This is a genomic window from Leucobacter fengyongliangi, assembly GCF_052386045.1.
Map to the genome: position 1 here is coordinate 527,489 of NZ_CM126356.1, position 15,218 is coordinate 542,706.

Consider the following 15,218-nt stretch of genomic DNA (forward strand, 5'->3'; position numbering starts at 1 on the left):
GGACATCATGAGCATCGTCGCAAAGCAGGAGCCGCACGCGGCACCCTCCGTTGCGATGGTGCGTTCGTGGAGGTTCCCACGGTTCGCATTTCTCACGGCGCTCGTCGCGCTGCTGGGACTCCTGGTATTCATGTATCCGAGCGTTGCTGCTTGGTTTGCGCAGTACAACCAATCCCTGATCATCGCTTCCGTCGGTACCTCGCTTGAGCAGGAGTCACCGACCAGGCTTGAATCTGAGATCATGCGGGCCCGCAGCTACAACGAGGCGCTGGTGGGCGGCGCGCTCGTGGCGCCAAACTCCAACCTGCCGACAAGCGACGGGGCCGAGAATAGCGACCTCGAATATGCGAGCCTCCTGAGGGCAGATGCTGACGGCACGATGGGTCGCCTTCGGGTTCCGAGTATCAATGTGGATCTCCCCATCTTCCACGGCACCTCTGATGAAACGCTTGAGCGGGGCGTGGGGCACCTGCAGGGCACGTCCCTGCCGGTGGGTGGGGTCTCCCAGCACTCCGTGCTCACTGCGCATCGCGGGCTCGCAAATGCCGAGATGTTCAACCACCTCGACCAGGTCAAAGTAGGAGACTCGTTCACCGTCGAAGTGTTCGGCGAGGTGCTTACCTATCGGGTCGTGTCCACCCAGGTCGTGCAGCCAGATGAATCGCAGGCGCTCAGGCCGCAGCTTGGCAACGATCTCATGACCCTCGTGACCTGCACCCCGTTAGGCATCAATAGCCATCGCATCCTCGTCACCGGGGAGCGAATTATCCCCACACCAATCGGCGACGTCGAACGAGCCGGCGCAAATCCGGACGTGCCTGGTTTTCCCTGGTGGGCCGTCGGCCTCGGAGGCGGAGTACTCCTCCTCTCTGCATACGTGTGGCGCATGGGACGCATCGAGGAGGTCGTGCCGACGTAGAGATTTCAAAGCCCGGGGCGGTGGGAGGTCCCCCCTATAACTTCCACCGTCCCGCACCAGAGCGTGGTGACGCGTCACCGTTCGCGCAGATGGAGTCCATAGCCCGTCAGCCCGTAACGAACGCCAGTGCCACGTCTCGCCGCCGGGTCCGACTGCCTCAGGGCAGCAGGACCCGGCGGTCTATTGTCTTGGTGCGGTTCGTCGATGCGACGACCGCTTAGGTATCGGGCCTACTAGCCCAGGCGCTCGAGCACGTAATCAATGCAGCCGGTCAGCGCACGCACGTCGTTGGGGTCAATAGCGGTGAACGTCGCCACGCGCAGCTGATTGCGGCCCAGCTTGCGATAGGGATCGGTGTCGACCACTCCGTTGGCGCGCAACGCCGTCGAGATCGCAGCTGCGTCTACCGACTCGTCGAAATCGATAGTGACGACGACGTTGGACCGATGATCGGGATTCGAGACAAAGGGAGTCGCCACCGAGGACTTCTCCGCCCAGTCGTAGAGCACCGCAGAAGACTCTGCCGTGCGGGAGGCAGCCCAGTCCAGGCCACCCTGCGCATTGATCCACCGCACCTGCTCGTCCATCATCGCGAGGGTTGCGACGGCCGGCGTGTTAAGCGTCTGGTTCTTGCGTGAGTTCTCGATTGCGCCGGCGAGGTTGAGCGTCTCTGGGATGTAACGACCCGAGGCGGTGACCCGCTCGATCCGCTCGATCGCTGCGGGCGAGACCAGTGCGAACCAGATGCCACCGTCGCTCGCGAAGTTCTTCTGAGGCGAGAAATAGTAGACGTCGGTCTCGGAGGCATCGAAATCGAGGCCACCTGCGCCGCTCGTCGCATCGACCACCGTGAGCGCGCCCGCATCGCCGTGCACGCGTCGCACCTCGGCCATCACGCCCGTGGAGGTTTCGTTGTGAGGGTAAGCGTAGACATCGACGCCTTCGGTGGGGAGCACCTCGGAGCGTGATCCACCATCTGCTGTGCGCACATCGGGTGCCTCGAGGAACGGTGCGGCCGCGGCGGCCTTCCCGAACTTCGCGCCGAACTCGCCGAACGCGAGGTGTTGGCTGCGACGCTCGATCAGTGAGTGCACCGCCGAATCCCAAAAGGTCGTAGCGCCACCGTTCGCCAGCAGGATCTCGTACCCCTCGGGCGCGCGGAACAATTCAGACAGGCCGTTGCGCAAGCTCCCGACCAGGTTCTTGACCGGTGCCTGGCGGTGTGAGGTGCCCAGCACTCCCGGCTGTTGGGTGGCGAGAAACGCCAGTTGCTCGTCCCTCACCTTCGAGGGGCCGCAGCCAAAGCGTCCGTCGGTGGGCAGGAGATTCGCAGGGATGGTGATGTCAGCCATGCGCCAATTCTATGTTGCGCGCACCCCTCATCGGAGTGCCGGGCGGTGCCCATAGCCTAAACTGGGTGGCGGCACAGCATGTGGAAGGCGGCAATGACTGATCTCATTGACACGACCGAGATGTACCTTCGCACCATCCTCGAACTCGAGGAGGAGGGCATCGTGCCGCTGCGCGCGCGAATTTCTGAGCGCCTGGGGCATTCTGGGCCGACCGTTTCTCAGACCATCGGTCGCATGGAACGCGACGGCCTCGTGGTCGTCAGTGGCGACCGGCACCTCGAACTCACCCAGGCTGGGCGAACGAAGGCCGTTCGCGTCATGCGCAAGCACCGCCTGGCCGAACGCCTGCTCGCTGATGTGATCGGGCTTGAATGGGAATACGTTCACGAAGAAGCATGCCGCTGGGAGCACGTGATCAGTGAGCAGGTTGAACGCAAGCTGATCGGAATCCTCGGTAACCCCACCGAATCGCCCTATGGCAACCCGATCCCTGGCCTTGAAGAACTCGGATCGCGTGCCTCGATGCCCCTCCACGCCGGGGTGAAGAGCGCACTCACCCTGTTCGCGAGCGGACCCGAGCCAGTGACCGCGCGGATCCGCAATCTCGCAGAGCCTGCGCAGGTCGACCCTGAACTTCTCCGCCTTCTCGATCAGGCAGGCATCAGACCCGGCGCGATGGCCAGCTTCGCGTACGTCGATGGTCTGGTGCGGGTCACGGTAAACCCCGCTTCCACGGTGGATCCGCATACCGATCCCGTTGTCATCGACCTTCCCGGCGAGATCGCCGCCCACATCTTCGTATCCGAATAAAACCACCCAACCGACTGTTGCGGTGGGCCCATAGCGGGCTGCCGCAGATGGAGCAGATAGACCACAGAGGAGAACCTGTGTCACGTATTACCCCCGAAGCGCACGTGAGTGCCGTAGCTGAAGCCGTCGAGACTCGCAGCCCGCACGAGCCTGAGTTCATGCAGGCCGTCGACGAGGTGCTGGAGAGCTTGGTGCCAGTGCTCCAAGAGCACCCTGAGTTTATCGAGGCGGGGATTCTGGAGCGTCTGGTCGAACCCGAGCGGCAGATCCTGTTCCGGGTGCCATGGGTGGATGATGAGGGACAGGTGCGGGTGAACCGCGGCTTCCGCGTGCAGTTCAACTCGGCGTTGGGGCCGTTCAAGGGGGGCCTCCGCTTCCACCCCACGGTAAACCTCTCGGTGATCAAGTTCCTCGGTTTCGAGCAGATCTTTAAGAATGCGCTGACCCGGCAGCGAATCGGAGGTGCCAAAGGCGGCTCCGATTTTGATCCACAGGGCAAGAGTACGGCCGAAGTGATGCGCTTCTGCCAGAGCTACATGAATGAGCTCTACCGCTACATTGGCGAGCACGTGGACGTGCCCGCGGGCGACATTGGTGTGGGCGCGCGTGAAATCGGCTTCCTCTTCGGTCAGTACCGTCGCATCACCAACCAGCACGAATCGGGGGTGCTCACCGGCAAAGGTAAGGGCTGGGGTGGCGCGGAAGTGCGCACCCAGGCAACGGGCTACGGCGCGGTATTTTTTGCGCAAGAGATGTTGGCACGCACCGGCGAGGGGCTCGAGGGGCGTCGAGCGATTGTGTCGGGGTCGGGCAACGTCGCGATCTATGTCATTGAGAAGGTCGCCCAGCTTGGCGGCACCGCAATCACCGCCTCCGATTCGTCGGGCTATGTGGTGGATGAGCAGGGGATTGATCTCGAGCTGCTCAAGCAGGTCAAGGAGGTTGACCGGGCCCGCATTTCTGAGTACGCCGAGCGGCGGCCGAGCGCTCGCTTTGTCGCTGGTGGATCAGTCTGGGACGTACCCGGCGACCTTGCCTTCCCCTGTGCGACGCAAAACGAACTCACCGAAGCCGGTGCCAGATCGCTGCTCGATGGCGGCGTGCGGGCCGTTGCAGAGGGCGCGAACATGCCCACGACGCCCGATGCCGTTGCGCTGTTCCAGCAGGCAGGCGTGCTGTTCGCGCCGGGTAAGGCTGCGAACGCCGGTGGGGTCGCCACCTCGGCGCTTGAGATGAGCCAGAACGCTTCTCGTGACAGCTGGGACTTTGAGCAGAGCGAGTTGAAACTGCACCGCATCATGCGAGATGTGCACGACGCGAGCTACGCCGCTTCGGAGCGTTACGGGCGTCCGGGGGACTACGTGCTCGGCGCGAATTCGGCTGGGTTTGTGACAGTTGCGCAGGCGATGCTCGATCAGGGCGTGGTCTAACCAGATTCAGGCAAAACCGGGCTCAAAACCCTCAACCCACAGTTGAGGTTTTGCTCGATCTCGAACAATCTGTCACTCAGACTTCCTCGGTTTTATGCGGTTTTTTCGCCTCCCTGAGAGAAATCGCATCTGAGTGTGACAATTCCGTGATCTTCGGTTAGGCTCGAAAGAGGTTTTGGCCCCCGCGGGCCGTACTCCCACCAAAACACAGGCAAACGTAAGGTTTATTGACTCGTGACTCAGCACACCGGCACAATTCAGGCGTCCGGTACTGAGGTAGTGGCCCAGACGGCATCCGCTCCTCGTACCCGTTCGCTTAAGCATCTCGCTCGCATGGTTGGCGCAGGCGCACTCAGCGTCGGCATGGTGGGTGTGTTCGCACTTCCCGCATACGCGGCTCCCGATACCTCGGGCATGCCCGACGGTTTTGCCATGGCTGCAGAATCGCAGTCGCTCCTGACCGAAGATGGCGCAGATGCACTGGTTCCCGTTGAGGCAGTGGCGGCAGAGGTGAGCTCAGTGGTTCTCGCGCAGGAGAAGGCTGCAGAGGAAGCGGCTCGTGTAGCAGAGGAAGCGGCTCGCACGGCACAGGCTACAGGTGCCGGTGTCGCGACGGCAACCGCAGCTCGGGCCGACGTTCCCTCAGGTGCCGGTGCCGCGGGCATCGTCTCCGCAGCGTACGCGCAGCTCGGTCAGTTCCAAGACTGCACGGCGCTCGTCGAGCGTTCGTTGCGCGCAGTGGGCATCCCTGCGGGTGACCTTGGCACGCGGGTGGGCGAGTACACCGCTCTGGGCGGTACCCTGGTTACCAATGGTGCCTATGCGCCTGGAGATGTGCTGATCTGGTCGGGCGTTCACGTGGCGATCTACATCGGCAACGGCCAGGCCGTGCACGGTGGATACAACGGCAACCAGACTGTGGTCGCCAGTGCGTTCTTGAATGGTGCACCGAGCGGCGTAGTTCGCTTCTAGGTTTCTTCGGCCTCACGGCTCGAATGGGGCATCGCCACCGGCGGTGCCCCATTTTCGTGCCATCGTTGTCGGTTCGCTAGACTCGTTCTGTTTGCCCCAGTAGCTCAGTGGATAGAGCACTTCTCTCCTAAAGAAGGTGTCGTAGGTTCGATTCCTATCTGGGGCACTTGCAGCTAAGACCCCCTCGATCCGCATGATTAAGCGGAAGAGGGGGTCTTCTCATTCCCGTCTAATCGTCTTTGGCAACAGATTCAGCAACAATCGCAGCATCAATCGCCGAATCTAAGCGTGATGTAAGCGTGTGAAGATCGTCTTCGAAGAGATCGGAGTACACGTCGAGCGTGACTGCAGCAGAGCTGTGACCAAGCATTCTCTGGATGATCTTGACGTGAGCACCAGACGCGACCGCAAGGCTCGCAGCAGTATGTCGGAGATCATGGATAGTCAAATACTCGAGGCCGGACTTCTTCACTGCTGACACCCACCAAGACCGACCGCTTCTTCCGCCCGTCGGAGGATGGATGAACCCACCGTACTCGTTCGGGAAAATCAGCGACTTCGAAGGCTTGTCTTTCGTGTGCTCGAGTAGAAGCTTCCAGACTCGAGAAGGTACGGGAACCCGACGTGCTTCGCCGCTCTTAGGTGTGCCTGGCACGAGCTTGGAGCCGATCTGGACGACGTTACGGCTCACGGTAATCAGTTGCTTCTCAAGGTCGAGATCGCCCACCTGCAGGGCTGTGAGTTCGCCCCAACGAATGCCGCAATAACCAAGCGTGAGGATGTGGAGCTTATGCTTCGGTGCAGTCTCCGCGAGTTGCCATAGTTGCTTGTGGGAGAGGTACCGGCGCTCTTTGGCGGTCTCCTTCTTTGGCAAGGCGATCTCGCGCGCAGGATTAGTCTTGATGCTCGCCGGAATCGCAGTGTCAAGAATCCCAGCTAAGACCTCGTTCGCACGCCGCACAGTGGTCGGGCCGCGACCCAGGTCGTTCGCCCACGCCTGAACAGCGTCGCGTCTGATCTTCGCGACCGGCACTGAACCCCAACGCTTCTTTACATGCACGTTCCAAGAAGTATCGATCGCGTTGTAGCTCGACGGCTTGAGGGTTGCCTTCTTGGTGGCAAGCCATGCCGGGGCAAGGTCCGAGACCAGTTTCATGCCGCGCTGGTGGCCGACGTAGGAGCCATCGTGAACAGCGTTCTCGATCCGACCAAGAGCAAGCTTCGCCGACTTCAGGTCTTTGAAGCCGCGCTTCGATGTTTGCTTGTGCTCCGCGTCACGAAAGACGATGCGATAGTGTTTCTCGCCCTTCGCGTTCTCGTAAGGGAAGATGCTACCCATTGTCGCGAAGCTGCATCCCGTAGGACCGCATCTGATCCTCTAGCCGCAGAACCTCATTCTGTGACTCATCAACGAGCGCAGTGTACTTCTCGATGGCATCCTGGTCGTCCGATGCTTTGGCTTCCCGCAATCGCTTGCGAAATCCTGCGATCTCATCGATGGCTCGGTGCCACTTGAACAGGGAATCTGCCCTCGCGTTTGCTAAGGCACCTGCTGGTGTAACAGTTGGTTTGGGAATGCCATCTGAGTATCGCCAGGGCATCGCGGGCTCGACAAAACTTCTCGCGACCCGGGAGACCTGTGATGCGTGAAGTTCATTCTTCCCGCCGACGAGAGTGACCATGCTTTCGGGACGATCTAGCGGAAGTGCAATCGCAAGCGGTGGGACGCCCAATGCGAATGACAGCGTGAGCAGTTCGTCGACGGTGACGTCCTTCTTGCGACCAGTTTCGATGTTCGCGATCACGCCCTTCGAGATGGTCTTGCCAGTCACCTCGCTAAGCTCCGCGGCACTCCAACCGTTTAGGCGGCGATAGAACGCAATCCGCTCACCAATGCGATCACTCGCCCTCTCACTGAAGCTCATTCCCTCATTGTATGCGAAATCCGACCAATTCTCTTCCGTATTAGATTCCCTGACTTTGATTTCGATGTGGTATTGTCATTTTGACAACGCAAGATCGAAATTAGACGAAAGGAAAGTGATGTCAGTCACCAGCCCAGAGGTGAGTCTCATGGCTCGCCGCTACCTCAGCCCGAAGGATGCCGCAGCCGCGATCCCAGGCATGACTACCGCGAAGCTCTCGCAAATGCGTTTCAAAGGCATCGGGCCGAAGTACTACCGCCCGACCCCGAAGACGATCGTCTACGAGTTCTCTGAGCTCATGGATTTCGTCGAGTCGACTGCTCGCACCGGCACTGCTGAGGCGTAAGCGTGAGCACCACCCTCGACCAAACTCTCTCCAACGTAAGGAACAACATGAACAACGCTCACCCGCGTCACCGCATCAACAGGACGCACACCGAAGCCCCCTGCGGTGACCTGCACGATGTCGTGAACGCGCTCGTCGACGCGCTCACTGAAGTCATGTCGATGGACATTCCAAGCGACTACGCGCTCGCTGAGCTTGTCTGGCTCACCGCTCGGTCAAGAGCTGAAGCAACCGCCGTGCTCGCGAAACGCCTGAATGTCGATTCTTACGACCTCGCCGAAGCTATGAACGACCCGAACAGTGATGCCGCCGACGAGCTACGCGACCGACTGAATGACCTTGTCACTGGCCTTGTGGAGTACCCCTGATGCCCGCCGCAAAGAAGAAGGCCCCGATCGAGTTGCAGCTCGACGAGGCCAATACCGATAACCCATTCCCGTATCAAGAAGAAGGAGCAACGATGAATGCCAGTATCCCAGAGAATGCGGCGAACTTCGACATCAACACCGGACATGCCCGCGTGCAGATTCAGAGCGAGGCCGACTACTGGCGCGACTATGACCAGCCCTACGCCGACGAGGTGACTGAGAAGGGTGATCTCGTTCGCCTTACCGACAACAGTGAGGCCCACATTCTCCTGAGTCCTGCTGAAGCGCTCTCGGTCGCCGCAGCGCTGCAGGCCGTCGCCATTCACCTCATGGAGCGACGACCCCGCGAGATTCACCGAAAGACCGAACCCGGCGCACCCGGCTTTGAGGAGTCGATCTAACAACCCAGGGGGAGCGGCCGCACGGTCGTTCCCCCTCTCGCTCAGGAAGGAGGAATTATGAGCATGGGCGCATACCGTTGGGCACTCGGTTGGGATGGTCTCAAGTCATCAGAAAAGTTCGTGCTTGTAATGATCGCCGACCACTACAACGACAAGGTACACCGATCCTGGCCAAGCATCGAACGGCTCGCCAGAGAGACCGCACTGCACAGAACAACCGTCATGCGTGCGATCAAGCTACTCGAGACACACGACCTCGTGCATGTTGAGCCTTGGGTCAGGGCCGACATGGGCGGCTCGCTGACGAATCGTTACTGCTTGCCGATGTACGACAAGAAGTCGCAGCGTGCCCAACACCTGCCAGTTGTCTCATACGCGAACTTCGACAACGACGGGCAAAGGGAATACGACACCTTCCCCCACCAGTGGCAGCACGGCGAAGAGGTGCCGAGCTATGCGGCAGGGGGGTAGCACCATGCGACTAGTGCCTGTGGATAACTGCCCCTTGAGGGTGCAAAGCGAACACCCCCCACAAGTCGCACCACGCTACGGGGGTAGTAGCGCCACGCGACTAGGGGTAGTAGCACCATGCGACGGGGGGGAGTAGCACCATGCGACCTAAACCCTTATATGAACCCTTAACTGAACCCTTAATTCATCCCTCAGCGTCAGCAGAGCTGACGGCGCGAAAGGAAATCATCATGACAAGAGGCGGCAAAGGGAAGGTTCGTGTCTACCGGAAGCTCTGGCGCGACTTCAGTACCGGCGAGACGACCGACGTGCTCACGATCACCGTCGGCACCTATTTCGTGAAGGTTCCCTTCGATCAAGCCCGTCGGGTCGTCGACGAGGTTCACGATCTTTGCGACCTACGCGACCGCGAACTCAGGGAGCAACCATGAAGCTCTGTGTCGAATGCGGCGAACCATCTGAGCAGTCACGATGCGCCGAGCATCAACTACCAGCCCGCGACAAACCCTCAGCCTCATCGCGAGGCTACAACGCGGCATGGTCACGCCTCTCCCAACATGCACGCCGACTGCAGCCCTGGTGCTCAGACTGTGGAACACACGACGACCTCACAGGTGACCACCTCATCTGGCCCGCAACCAAGCTCGAGCACGTCGACGTCGTCTGCCGAACATGCAACAGCAAACGGGGAGCAAGCCGATCGCTCACAGGACGGGCAGTAGACCCTCGCGACGCCGATAAAGACCCCCGGGGCATGGCAAAGTTTTTCACACTAATCGAGAATGGTTCTCATTCTGGTGGTGGTGGGCTTGGCTAGGGCTGGTGCGAAGGGTGCGATCACGGCTGATCCGCTCGACTTCACGGGCTGGCCCGAGCCTGGGTGGGAGCGGATCGTGAGGTTCGCTGAAGAGCTAGTCGTCATGCCCAAGGGGGTGGGAGCTGGTGAACCGTTCACGCTTCGGCCGTGGCAGGTGGAGCTCGTGCAGGGTCTCTTCCCGATGGAAGGCCGACCGCGCACCGGCTTGGTGAGCTTGCCTCGTGGCAATGGGAAGACGACGCTCGCCGCGCTGCTCGCACTTTATGAGCTCTTCGCGTCTGAGACGGTCTCGCCGCAGGTAATGGTCGTCGCCGGCACTGAGCAGGTCGCACGGCACACGCTGAAGATCGCGTCGAGAATGATCGAGCTCTCGCCTGAGCTTGCCGAGCGTGCTCACCTGCTGCAGGCCGCGATCAAGGTGCCGCACACTGGCGGGGAGTTGGTGACGGCCGCGTCGACGGTGGCCGCGCTGCAGGGCTTCGACCCGAGCTTGCTGATCGTCGACGAGCTGCACACGGTGACCCGTGACGATTGGGAGGCCGCGACGTCGGTCGCCGGTAAGAGGCCGCAGTCTTTGACCCTTGCGATCAGCACGCCGTCGGACTCGCAGGAATCCGTGATGTTTGAGCTCGTGAAGTACGGCCGCAAGCAGGACGACCCCAGCTTCTACTTCAGGGAGTTCGCAGCCCCCGAAGGATGCGACGTCTTCGATCAGGATGCATGGGCGATCGCGAACCCTGCGCTCGGCGACTTTCTCACCGCAGACGGGCTGCTGAGTGTCGCAAAGACGATGCGTGAAGCCGCGTTCAGACGCTACCGGCTCGGTCAATGGGTGGGCTCGTCTGATTCGTGGCTCCCTCTCGGCGCATGGGAGAAACGCGCCGATGACCGGGCTCTTGAGCTGGGGGAGAAGATCGTGCTCGGCTTCGATGGTTCGGCATCTGGCGACTCGACCGCGCTGATCGCTTGCACGCTCGACGGGCACATCGTGCCGGTCAAAATCTGGGTGAACCCGAAAGAAGCGGGCTGGCGCGTGCCGCGTGGAGAAGTGACTGACGCGATCCGCTGGTGCTTCGACATGTACACCGTGCTCGAGCTCGCCGCCGACCCGTGGGGCTGGCGCTCCGAGATTGAAGAGTGGGGAAAGACCCACGGCGCTCGCAAGGTCGTCGAGTACAACACCGGATACCGCAACCGTATGGGGCCCGCGACCGATCGGCTGTACGCGGCCGTGATGGACGGCACGATGACGCACAACGGCGACCGGGTCCTCGCGCAGCACGTCGCGCAAACCGTCGCGACACAGACGGCTGTGGGAGCGATCGTCTCGAAAGATAAACGCAATTCACCGCGCAAGATCGACGCTGCAGTCGCTTCGATCGTCGCGTTCGACCGAGCCGCATGGCACAAGAGAAAAATGAAAGGAAGGGTGGTCTCGTTTTGAGCACTCACGATATTTTGGAGAATCTGTCAGCACGTCTCGATGAAGCGCAGTCGCCGCTCGCGAGGCTCGACGCCTACTATGACGGCCGTCAGCCGGCCGCGTTTCTGAACGCTAAGTCGCGTGACGCTTTGGAAGGCCGACTGAAGGCACTGAGCGTGAACTTCCCGCGGCTGCTCGTCGGCTCGGTCGCTGAGCGTCTTCGCATCACCGGCTTCAGGCCCTTCGGCGCAGACGAGGCCGACGAGTCGGTCTGGCGGGCTTGGCAACGATGCGACCTCGACACTCAGGCGCAGCTCGCGCACGTCGACGCACTCGCTTACGGCCGGTCCTATGTGATCGTCTGGGTCGACGAGGCAGGTCAACCGCTCGTCACAGTGGAATCAGCGCGACAGATGCTCACCGACCACGACCCCGCGACCGGCATCGTGCGTGCCGCTCTGAAGCGCTGGGTCGACGGGAACCGTCATCACGCGGTCGTCTATGAGGCCGACAAGATCACCCGCTTCGCTGGGAAAGAAAACGCGCTGAGTGTCGTCGAGACGATCGACAACCCGCTCGGCGAAGTACCCGTCGTGCCGATCGTGAACCGCTCGAGACTGCTCGACATGCACGGGGCGAGTGAAATGGCCGACATTCTCGACCTCACCGACGCACTGAACAAGGTCATGGCCGACGCGATGGTCACGTCGGAATACTTCGCCAGGCCTCGCCGCTGGGTGACGGGCCTGGAGATTATGGAAGACGAGGACGGGAACCCGGTCAACCCGTTCGCGTCTGAACAGGATCGCGTCTGGCAGTCGGAAAACCCCGAAACAAAGTTCGGTCAGTTCGATGCAGCACGACTTGACGGGTACGGTGACCTCTCGGCTGTGCTGACGCAGCAGATCGGCGCGATCAGCGGTCTTCCCCCGCACTATCTCGGCTTGAACGGCGATCAGCCCCCGTCGGCTGACGCGATCCGCTCCGCTGAGGCTTCCCTTGTTGCGAAGGTGCAGGGCAAGCAACGGGTCTACGGCCGCGCATGGTCACGGGTCGCCGACCTCATCGTGAAGGTTCGCGACGGGCAGAACGCGACCGACTACGAGACCGTCTGGGCTTCCCCTGAGACTCGCACCCCCGGACAGTTGGCCGACGCAGCTGTGAAGCTCTCGACGATCGGGATGCCGCTCGAGGCGCTGCTCGCGAACCCGCTCGGTTACACCCCGGCAGAGATAGCGACGATCCGCTCTCAGAGGCGTGCTGAAGCCCTCGACGCGACCGGGGTAGACCTGGGTGCGTTCCTCGTCGGTGAGGCCGCGCAGTGACCTATCAGGCGGTCCTGGGCCGCATTAGGGAAGAGACACAGCGCAAGGTCATGGCCGCATGGAGTTTGTACGGCAAGGGGTACATCGACCGGGCCCAGTTCCTGCAGCTTGCAGAGGGCATTCTTGGTCTCGGCGGGGAGTCAGCTGCTCGCGCCGCCGACCTTGCAGTCTCCCTCGAGCTCTCGCGCCTGAACGGTCGACTCGAGGCGACTACCGGCGTGAACGCTGAACGCAAGCGCGCGAACTATCTCGACTCGCTGAGAACCGTGCTCAACGGTGACGGCGACGTCGTGATGAAGCTCGAGCGTCTGAGCCTGAACGCGCCACTCGAGGCCGCGCAAGCCGCATACAGCGACGCGGTCGCCATGTCAGACGCGACGGGCTGGGTGAGGCAGATGGACGCCGACCCTTGCCAGTTGTGCAGGTGGTGGTGGCGTGAAGGTCAAGTCTGGCGCATCGACCATTCGATGCCCACGCATTCAGGGTGCGAGTGTGTTGCTCGCCTCGTTAAGAAGGAAAAGAGAAAATGAGCGAAGAAGTCACTGAAGAAGTCACTGATGAGGTTGTCGATCAGGGTGAAGACGACACGTCAACATCTGCGGAGACCGACGACGAGACGATCGAGACCTTCCCCCGCGACTACGTGGTGAAGCTCCGAGACGAGAATGCGAAATACCGGCAGCGCGCCGCCGATCGTGACGAGGTCGCCGCACGCCTGCACGCGGCTCTCGTGGCCGCTACAGGCCGCCTACAGGACCCCACCGACCTCGCCTTCGACGAGGCGCACCTGAGCGACCCTGAAGCGCTCGCAGACGCGCTCGAGGCGCTGCTGCAGGCGAAGCCGCACCTCGCGAACCGCAGGCCGGCCGGCAACATCGGGCAAGGCGTATCCGTGGCCCCGGATTCTTTCAGCCTGAGCGGTCTTCTGAAAGCGAACGCATCATGAGCGACTTCGTTTTCGTCGACGACAACACGCCGAAGCAACCCAGTGAGCTCGACCACCACTTCGAGCAGTTGCACGAGCGTTTGAAGATCATGACGAGCATTCTCGAGAAGATTCACGACGAGCTCCTCGAAGTTGCTCGCATACTAGAGCAACAAAACTGATACCCCTTGGGGTATGATTGAGGGTAGGTCCTGGTGGCCTACCCTTAGTCGTTGGACTGATTCTCGCGACGTGATCCGAGTACATCTCTCACGTTAGGAATCATCATGGCAGTTTCAACCGCTAACGCATCCGAGCTCACGACCGAGCAGGTGCAGTCCATCCTCGTCAAGCCGCTCGAGCAGGCATCCGTCTTCCTCGCCGCTGGCCCCCGCATCTTCGACACCGACGGCAGCCCCGTTCGCGTGCCAAAGCTCGGCGGGGCAACTTCCCCCGATTGGAAGGGCGAGAACGAGCAGATCACCGACGACGACGTCACCTTCGACGAGGTCGTCCTGCTTCCCTCGACGATCAAGTCGGTGAAGACCCTCACCCGATTCTCGAACGAGCTCGCACGGCAGTCGGTCGTCAGCCTCGAGGCCGCGATCAAGGACCGTCTGGTGAAGGACGTCGCCGACAAGCTCGACGCCGCGTTCATCGCTGGCGCACTTCCCACAGAGACCGTTCCCGGTACTCCCGACCCGCAGGCGACCCCGATCGGCATTCTCAACTATGCAGGCACTCAGGCGATCACCGCTGTCGGTGCGATCGGTCTCGACGACATCGTCGATGCGTGGGGAATGCTGCTCGCCGAGTCTGCGAACACCGCTAACGCGAAATGGCTGATGCGCCCCGAGACTTTCGTCGCGCTCCGCAAGATCAAGGCGGGCACCGGCTCGAATCAGTACGTGCTCACCCCCGATCCCACTCAGGACGGCGTCTTCCGCATCTTCGGCTCGCAGGTCATCGTCACCAACCGTATCCCGATCGTCGATGACACTCAGGACACGACCAGCGCTGTGCTCGCTGACTTCAGTCAGATCGCGGTCGCACGCGATCAGGCACCGACCGTCAAGATTCTCGACCAGACCTTCGGCGACTACGATCAGCAGGCGATCCGCGTGACCGCACGCTATGACGCGCAGCCGCTCAACCCGAAGGCGATCGTGAAGCTCACCGGAATCAATATCTAATCATGGCTGCTGTAACTGCCGCAGCCGTGGCAAAGTTTCTCGGTCGGGGTGACGACACCAGCCTCGTCGCCCTGGCCGGGGAGCATCTCCCGATCATCACCGCTTGGGTGAACTCGTACACTCGAGGCGTCGGCTTTGAATACGGTGTCCCGAACGATGCCGCGATCGAGGCGGTCATCATCGCGGCGACCGCTCGCCTCACCCAGAATCCCGAAGGCAACATCACCGTCGCGATCGACGACTACAGTGTCCGAAAGACCGTGTTTGATGGTTTCACGATGCTCGAGAGACTGGTGCTCGACGGCTTCAGACGCAAGGCCGCTTAGGGCTGCTCGCGTGGCAACAAAACAGCAACAATCGCACGGAGATTCAAAGAATCGAAGATGCGTGAACATGCTTGTAAGTGGCGGAATCATGGGGGAGAAGGCGACCTCTCACGACCTGCTCTAGCTCTGAGGAGGTTCGATTCCTATCTGGGGCACTTTTCTCAATGTGCGAAGCATCGCTTCGCACGAAAAGTGCCCGCGGGCCTCTGGCCCGC

General features: G+C 61.3%; 19 protein-coding genes and 1 tRNA gene. 17 read left to right on the plus strand and 3 right to left on the minus strand.

Annotation, left to right across the window (positions count from 1 at the left end):
- Positions 1-7 precede the first annotated feature (7 nt).
- Positions 8-919 carry a class C sortase gene (locus tag ACTNFK_RS02480; RefSeq protein ID WP_435936073.1) on the plus strand — a complete coding sequence of 304 codons (912 nt, stop codon included), beginning with the start codon at positions 8-10 and terminating at the stop codon, positions 917-919.
- Positions 920-1,152: 233 nt separating this feature from the next.
- Here the strand turns inward: ACTNFK_RS02480 and serC are convergent, their stop codons facing one another.
- On the minus strand, positions 1,153-2,271 hold the full coding sequence (gene serC / locus ACTNFK_RS02485; RefSeq protein ID WP_435936074.1) for a phosphoserine transaminase: 1,119 nt from the start codon (positions 2,269-2,271) through the stop codon (positions 1,153-1,155).
- Between the two features lie 93 nt (positions 2,272-2,364).
- On the opposite strand from serC, the gene ACTNFK_RS02490 reads away from it, so the two are divergent.
- The 4 genes from ACTNFK_RS02490 to ACTNFK_RS02505 all read left to right on the plus strand — a co-directional run bounded on the left by ACTNFK_RS02490 (position 2,365) and on the right by ACTNFK_RS02505 (position 5,649).
- Positions 2,365-3,081, plus strand: a complete 717-nt coding sequence (locus tag ACTNFK_RS02490) for an iron-dependent transcriptional repressor DtxR (protein ID WP_435936075.1) — start codon at positions 2,365-2,367, stop codon at positions 3,079-3,081.
- 77 nt (positions 3,082-3,158) lie between these two features.
- Complete coding sequence (gdhA, locus tag ACTNFK_RS02495; RefSeq protein ID WP_435936076.1) at positions 3,159-4,511, plus strand: NADP-specific glutamate dehydrogenase; 1,353 nt, start codon at positions 3,159-3,161, stop codon at positions 4,509-4,511.
- A gap of 234 nt (positions 4,512-4,745) precedes the next feature.
- Positions 4,746-5,483 (plus strand): NlpC/P60 family protein, encoded by a 738-nt coding sequence (locus ACTNFK_RS02500; protein WP_433645679.1) that lies wholly within the window; start codon positions 4,746-4,748, stop codon positions 5,481-5,483.
- A 93-nt stretch (positions 5,484-5,576) separates the two neighbouring features.
- A tRNA-Arg gene (locus ACTNFK_RS02505) sits at positions 5,577-5,649 on the plus strand.
- Between the two features lie 63 nt (positions 5,650-5,712).
- Here ACTNFK_RS02505 and ACTNFK_RS02510 read toward each other — a convergent pair.
- Complete coding sequence (locus ACTNFK_RS02510; protein WP_435936077.1) at positions 5,713-6,822, minus strand: tyrosine-type recombinase/integrase; 1,110 nt, start codon at positions 6,820-6,822, stop codon at positions 5,713-5,715.
- Positions 6,815-7,408, minus strand: coding sequence for a helix-turn-helix domain-containing protein (locus ACTNFK_RS02515; RefSeq protein ID WP_435936078.1), 594 nt, complete (start codon positions 7,406-7,408; stop codon positions 6,815-6,817). Before ACTNFK_RS02515 ends, ACTNFK_RS02510 begins: the two co-directional genes overlap by 8 nt.
- A 118-nt stretch (positions 7,409-7,526) precedes the next feature.
- On the opposite strand from ACTNFK_RS02515, the gene ACTNFK_RS02520 reads away from it, so the two are divergent.
- The 12 genes from ACTNFK_RS02520 to ACTNFK_RS02575 all read left to right on the plus strand — a co-directional run bounded on the left by ACTNFK_RS02520 (position 7,527) and on the right by ACTNFK_RS02575 (position 15,003).
- On the plus strand, positions 7,527-7,754 hold the full coding sequence (locus ACTNFK_RS02520) for a hypothetical protein (RefSeq protein ID WP_435936079.1): 228 nt from the start codon (positions 7,527-7,529) through the stop codon (positions 7,752-7,754).
- Between the two features lie 47 nt (positions 7,755-7,801).
- Positions 7,802-8,122 (plus strand): hypothetical protein, encoded by a 321-nt coding sequence (locus tag ACTNFK_RS02525; RefSeq protein ID WP_435936080.1) that lies wholly within the window; start codon positions 7,802-7,804, stop codon positions 8,120-8,122.
- Positions 8,122-8,523: a hypothetical protein gene (locus tag ACTNFK_RS02530; RefSeq protein WP_435936081.1), complete on the plus strand. Its 402-nt coding sequence runs from the start codon at positions 8,122-8,124 to the stop codon at positions 8,521-8,523. Before ACTNFK_RS02525 ends, ACTNFK_RS02530 begins: the two co-directional genes overlap by 1 nt.
- 57 nt (positions 8,524-8,580) lie before the next feature.
- Positions 8,581-8,994 carry a helix-turn-helix domain-containing protein gene (locus tag ACTNFK_RS02535; RefSeq protein ID WP_435936082.1) on the plus strand — a complete coding sequence of 138 codons (414 nt, stop codon included), beginning with the start codon at positions 8,581-8,583 and terminating at the stop codon, positions 8,992-8,994.
- A 230-nt stretch (positions 8,995-9,224) separates the two neighbouring features.
- Positions 9,225-9,425: a hypothetical protein gene (locus tag ACTNFK_RS02540; RefSeq protein WP_435936083.1), complete on the plus strand. Its 201-nt coding sequence runs from the start codon at positions 9,225-9,227 to the stop codon at positions 9,423-9,425.
- A gap of 351 nt (positions 9,426-9,776) precedes the next feature.
- On the plus strand, positions 9,777-11,255 hold the full coding sequence (locus ACTNFK_RS02545; RefSeq protein ID WP_435936084.1) for a terminase TerL endonuclease subunit: 1,479 nt from the start codon (positions 9,777-9,779) through the stop codon (positions 11,253-11,255).
- Complete coding sequence (locus ACTNFK_RS02550; RefSeq protein ID WP_435936085.1) at positions 11,252-12,559, plus strand: phage portal protein; 1,308 nt, start codon at positions 11,252-11,254, stop codon at positions 12,557-12,559. Before ACTNFK_RS02545 ends, ACTNFK_RS02550 begins: the two co-directional genes overlap by 4 nt.
- Positions 12,556-13,089, plus strand: a complete 534-nt coding sequence (locus ACTNFK_RS02555; protein WP_435936086.1) for a hypothetical protein — start codon at positions 12,556-12,558, stop codon at positions 13,087-13,089. The genes ACTNFK_RS02550 and ACTNFK_RS02555 overlap by 4 nt, the downstream gene beginning before the upstream one ends.
- Positions 13,086-13,505 carry a hypothetical protein gene (locus tag ACTNFK_RS02560; protein WP_435936087.1) on the plus strand — a complete coding sequence of 140 codons (420 nt, stop codon included), beginning with the start codon at positions 13,086-13,088 and terminating at the stop codon, positions 13,503-13,505. The genes ACTNFK_RS02555 and ACTNFK_RS02560 overlap by 4 nt, the downstream gene beginning before the upstream one ends.
- Complete coding sequence (locus ACTNFK_RS02565; protein ID WP_435936088.1) at positions 13,502-13,666, plus strand: hypothetical protein; 165 nt, start codon at positions 13,502-13,504, stop codon at positions 13,664-13,666. The genes ACTNFK_RS02560 and ACTNFK_RS02565 overlap by 4 nt, the downstream gene beginning before the upstream one ends.
- Positions 13,667-13,771: 105 nt before the next feature.
- A complete protein-coding gene (locus ACTNFK_RS02570; protein ID WP_435936089.1) occupies positions 13,772-14,677 on the plus strand; it encodes a phage major capsid protein in 906 nt (301 codons plus the stop codon).
- A gap of 2 nt (positions 14,678-14,679) precedes the next feature.
- Entirely contained in the window at positions 14,680-15,003 is a 324-nt protein-coding gene (locus ACTNFK_RS02575) for a hypothetical protein (protein WP_435936090.1), read from the plus strand.
- Positions 15,004-15,218 lie beyond the last annotated feature (215 nt).

Coding starts and splice junctions, on each gene's coding strand:
- ACTNFK_RS02560 (WP_435936087.1), top strand. CDS start 13,086: ATGAGCGAAGAAGTCACTGAAGAAGTCACTGATGAGGTTGTCGATCAG.
- ACTNFK_RS02575 (WP_435936090.1), top strand. CDS start 14,680: ATGGCTGCTGTAACTGCCGCAGCCGTGGCAAAGTTTCTCGGTCGGGGT.
- ACTNFK_RS02530 (WP_435936081.1), top strand. CDS start 8,122: ATGCCCGCCGCAAAGAAGAAGGCCCCGATCGAGTTGCAGCTCGACGAG.
- ACTNFK_RS02520 (WP_435936079.1), top strand. CDS start 7,527: ATGTCAGTCACCAGCCCAGAGGTGAGTCTCATGGCTCGCCGCTACCTC.
- ACTNFK_RS02565 (WP_435936088.1), top strand. CDS start 13,502: ATGAGCGACTTCGTTTTCGTCGACGACAACACGCCGAAGCAACCCAGT.
- serC (WP_435936074.1), bottom strand. CDS start 2,271: ATGGCTGACATCACCATCCCTGCGAATCTCCTGCCCACCGACGGACGC.
- ACTNFK_RS02540 (WP_435936083.1), top strand. CDS start 9,225: ATGACAAGAGGCGGCAAAGGGAAGGTTCGTGTCTACCGGAAGCTCTGG.
- ACTNFK_RS02515 (WP_435936078.1), bottom strand. CDS start 7,408: ATGAGCTTCAGTGAGAGGGCGAGTGATCGCATTGGTGAGCGGATTGCG.
- ACTNFK_RS02490 (WP_435936075.1), top strand. CDS start 2,365: ATGACTGATCTCATTGACACGACCGAGATGTACCTTCGCACCATCCTC.
- ACTNFK_RS02570 (WP_435936089.1), top strand. CDS start 13,772: ATGGCAGTTTCAACCGCTAACGCATCCGAGCTCACGACCGAGCAGGTG.
- ACTNFK_RS02510 (WP_435936077.1), bottom strand. CDS start 6,822: ATGGGTAGCATCTTCCCTTACGAGAACGCGAAGGGCGAGAAACACTAT.
- ACTNFK_RS02525 (WP_435936080.1), top strand. CDS start 7,802: ATGAACAACGCTCACCCGCGTCACCGCATCAACAGGACGCACACCGAA.
- ACTNFK_RS02545 (WP_435936084.1), top strand. CDS start 9,777: ATGGTTCTCATTCTGGTGGTGGTGGGCTTGGCTAGGGCTGGTGCGAAG.
- ACTNFK_RS02480 (WP_435936073.1), top strand. CDS start 8: ATGAGCATCGTCGCAAAGCAGGAGCCGCACGCGGCACCCTCCGTTGCG.
- ACTNFK_RS02535 (WP_435936082.1), top strand. CDS start 8,581: ATGAGCATGGGCGCATACCGTTGGGCACTCGGTTGGGATGGTCTCAAG.